Source organism: Mycobacterium sp. KBS0706 (assembly GCF_005938675.2).
Lineage (GTDB): Bacteria > Pseudomonadota > Alphaproteobacteria > DSM-16000 > Inquilinaceae > Inquilinus.
Genome location: NZ_VCCH02000219.1, coordinates 1 through 3,549 on the forward strand (window position 1 = coordinate 1; position 3,549 = coordinate 3,549).

The 3,549-nt window shown below is 62.6% G+C and carries 3 protein-coding genes; 1 reads left to right on the forward strand and 2 read right to left on the reverse strand.

Annotated elements, in window-relative coordinates:
* Positions 1-625: 625 nt before the first annotated feature.
* Together FFK22_RS43595 and FFK22_RS43600 are read right to left on the reverse strand one after the other, a co-directional pair.
* Positions 626-781, reverse strand: coding sequence for a hypothetical protein (locus FFK22_RS43595; protein WP_186002966.1), 156 nt, complete (start codon positions 779-781; stop codon positions 626-628).
* Positions 778-1,344 (reverse strand): calcium-binding protein, encoded by a 567-nt coding sequence (locus FFK22_RS43600; protein WP_186002967.1) that lies wholly within the window; start codon positions 1,342-1,344, stop codon positions 778-780. Before FFK22_RS43600 ends, FFK22_RS43595 begins: the two co-directional genes overlap by 4 nt.
* Positions 1,345-1,815: 471 nt before the next feature.
* Here FFK22_RS43600 and FFK22_RS41205 point away from each other — a divergent pair.
* The coding region (locus tag FFK22_RS41205) for a calcium-binding protein (RefSeq protein WP_143956966.1) at positions 1,816-3,549 on the forward strand (1,734 nt) is incomplete at its 3' end.

Genomic DNA, 3,549 nt, shown 5'->3' on the forward strand with positions numbered 1-3,549 from the left:
AAGCAGCAGACAAGCGCCGGCCGACCGTTCACAATCGTGCCCATTCCGCGATATGATTATGTCGCATTTTTCAATCACCCATCTGCTTGGATATGATGCTAGAATTCGCAATAAAGACGGTTATAGCTCTCACGCTACTTCACGGAATCGCCTATTTTGTCTATCGAAGAAAAAGACAGAATTGGACCTATAAGAGAAGTTACCGATATGGGTTTTTCCGATTTGTGTACTATTTTGCCACCTTCTATATGGGATGCTGCATTTTGATAGCCACTTTTGGAGCGCTGTCTTTGATTATCCGATATGATCAACGCGGGCTCCTATTACCTGTCGGCATTCTCATGGCATTGATTGGCTACGGTTTTCGTCGGCTGGGAGCACACTTGGCACGATGGGAGGAGCAGCGTCCTCAATAAGGCACGCCGTCGACTTCCGCTTTCCGCCCGTTCCGGTCAGCCAAGCCGACTGCGGGCCGCCCCAAAGCGGCCGTCGCAGTCGGCTCCGGAGAGCGGACATGACCGCACACGACCCGTTGCGGTCAGGTGCGACCTGGATGCCGGTCTCAACTGTCCGCTTTCGGTCTCTTTGCTGCCTCTTTTGTCATGAGAATAGTAGCTCGGCCACATCACGCGTCGGTGTAGCTGAAATAGTCCAGGCCGCTGCCGCCGTTCAATGTGTCGACGCCGGCGCCACCCCGGAGGGTGTCGTTGCCGCCGGCGCCGATGAGAGTGTCGTCGCCGTCGAACCCGATCAGCCCGTTGGCGAGGGCGTTGCCGGTCACGGCGTCGTCATGGTTGCTGCCGTGGATGAATTCGACGTCGTTGTCGATGGTGCCGCCCTGGGCATCATCGCCGGCGTTGACATGGTCTTGAGGTCGATGTTCACACCCACGGCGCTGGCCCAGTAGCTGCCGGTGTCGTAATTGGCGCCGGCAGTCAGGTGGTCGGCCCCAACACCGACGCGCAGGATGTCGCTGCCGGCACCGCCGGCCAGCCGGTCGTCGCCGGCATCGCCGCGGAGTGTGTCTTGGCCTGCCCCGCCATCGACGATGCCGGCGCCGTCGCCGGCATTCACCTGGTCGCTGCCGTCCAGGCCCTCGATCCGGTTGGCAGCCGCGTTACCATTGAGCAAGTCGTCGAAGGCGCTGCCGCGCAGGTTCTCGATGCCGGTCAGCGTGTCGTAGGCGGCATCGCCGAGATTCGCGGCGTCGGTCGCGAGATCGACGAACACGGCCGCCCCGGAGGTCGAGTAATCCGCCGTGTCGATGCCGTCTCCGCCCTCAATCGTATCGGCCCGGCACCCCCCCGAAGGGTGTCGTCCCCAGGGAACCGTATAGCCAATCATATTGCCTCGGCGGCTTCCGCTTCTCCTCCGGCCTGCACCGCCGATGCGCCATTGCCACTCGCCGAATTTCCGAACAACTTCCGGGGAAACGCATCGCATAAATCGAAAATTCGCGGCAAATCGAAAATGTTTGACGTCAATGAATTGATTGACTCTCCTTGGTCCTGTGATAGGAATTTCGCATCTGTTACCTGAAATGAATCACTTCATAGACACAATCTTTCCAGTCCGATGTAACTACTAACATATCGATCCTGCAGTGCGAGCTCTTGTCGCCAAGCGCACAGTCGGCGCATGGCCGCGGCCGGGAGAGGTATCCGAGCGCGCTCCTGCCGATTTTAACGCGGTCCTGGCGTCCACATGTCTCCTCGAAGCAACATCCGGCCGCCCGGCCACCGGGGCGAGGCAGCTCGCAATCGTATCCACCGCGTCGCGGATGCGGCGCCGCTAACATGAACAAGGGGAAGGGCAATGGCAATCATCAACGGCACGGCCGGCAACGATAACCTCGCAGGCACCGCCGACGCCGATATGATCAGCGGTGTCGCTGGCGACGACATCCTCGACGGCGGTAACGGCGACGACATCCTCAACGGCGGCGATGGCAACGATCTCCTGAGGGGTAGTTTCGGCGGCGATACTTTGGATGGCGGCACCGGGATCGACACCGCCGATTACAGCGCTGAGAACATACCTGCAGGTCTCTCCATCAACCTCGTGACCGGTGAGGAAAAATACGCGGGCACGATCCTCACGGGACACTTGGCCAATATCGAAAATGTGATCGGCTCGAACGGCACGGACGTCATCACCGGTGACGCCAACTCGAACATTCTCGACGGCTATACGGGAAATGACACACTCAACGGCGGTGCCGGCAACGACATCCTCGACGGCGGGAACGGCGACGACGTCCTCAACGGCGGTGACGGCGACGATATTTTGCGTGGCAGCTGGGACTGGGACACCTTCAATGGCGGCGCCGGCACGGACACGGCGGACTTTACCTTCACCGCTGTCCGCACGACCGTGGATCTTGCCGCCGGCCAAACCACATTCGAAGGGTTTCCCGGCCGGTTCGAGCCGCTGTCGAGCATCGAGAACGTGCGCACGGGCGCCGGCAACGACGTGATCCTTGGTGACGCCGGCGCCAATGTTTTCGAGGGCGGCGACGGCACCGATATCCTGAATGGCCGGGGTGGTGGGGACCAGCTCAATGGCGGGGCCGGGATCGACTGGATAACCTACCAGGACGAGACCCAGGGCGCCGTGGTCAATCTCGCCACCGGGGCGGCGTCCGGCTCGGCGGCCGGGGACACGTTCGTCAGCATCGAGAACATCCGCGGCTCCGAGTTCAACGACCAGCTCACCGGCGATGCCGGCGCCAACACCATCTCGGGTTTCGGCGGGGGTGACCTGCTGATCGGCGGAGCGGGCAACGACACCTTCGACGGCGGCGACGGAGATGATGTCCTGGCCGGCGAGGCCGGCGCGGACATTCTCATCGGCGGGGCCGGGCGCGACTGGGCGTTCTATCAGTTCGACACCCAGGCCGCCGTGGTCAATCTGGCCACCGGGGCCACCTCCGGCGCCGCGGCCGGGGACACTTATGTCAGCATCGAGGGCCTCGGCGGCTCGAACTTCGACGACCAGCTCACCGGCGCTGCCGGCGACGACACCATCGCGGGCTTCGGCGGAAATGATCTGCTGAACGGCGGGGCCGGCAACGACCTGTTCGACGGGGGCGATGGCGACGATATCCTGCAGGGTGAGGCCGGCGCGGACCGGCTCCTCGGCGGGGCCGGGTCCGACTGGGCGTCGTATGCGACCGACACCCAGGGCGCCTTTGTCGATCTGGCCACTGGGGGCACCTTCGGCGCCGCGGCGGGGGACACCTATTCCAGCATCGAGAATCTCGCCGGCTCTGTCTTCGACGACATGCTCACCGGCGATGCCGGCGCCAACATCCTCGCGGGCGATGCCGGAAACGACATCCTCACCGGTGGCGCCGGCAGCGATACCCTGCTGGGAGGGGCCGGTGCCGACACCCTCGACGGCGGCGCCGATATCGATACGATCGACTACCATCTCGAGACCGGGCCCGTCGGGGTCAATCTGACGACCAATCTCAATGGCGGTCAGGCTCAGACCGACACGCTGACCAACATCGAGAACGTCATCGGCACCAGCTTCGACGACATCCTA

Excerpts from the sequence above, each read along its gene's own strand:
- FFK22_RS43600 (WP_186002967.1), bottom strand. The coding sequence starts at position 1,344 with ATGATTGGCTATACGGTTCCCTGGGGACGACACCCTTCGGGGGGGTGC.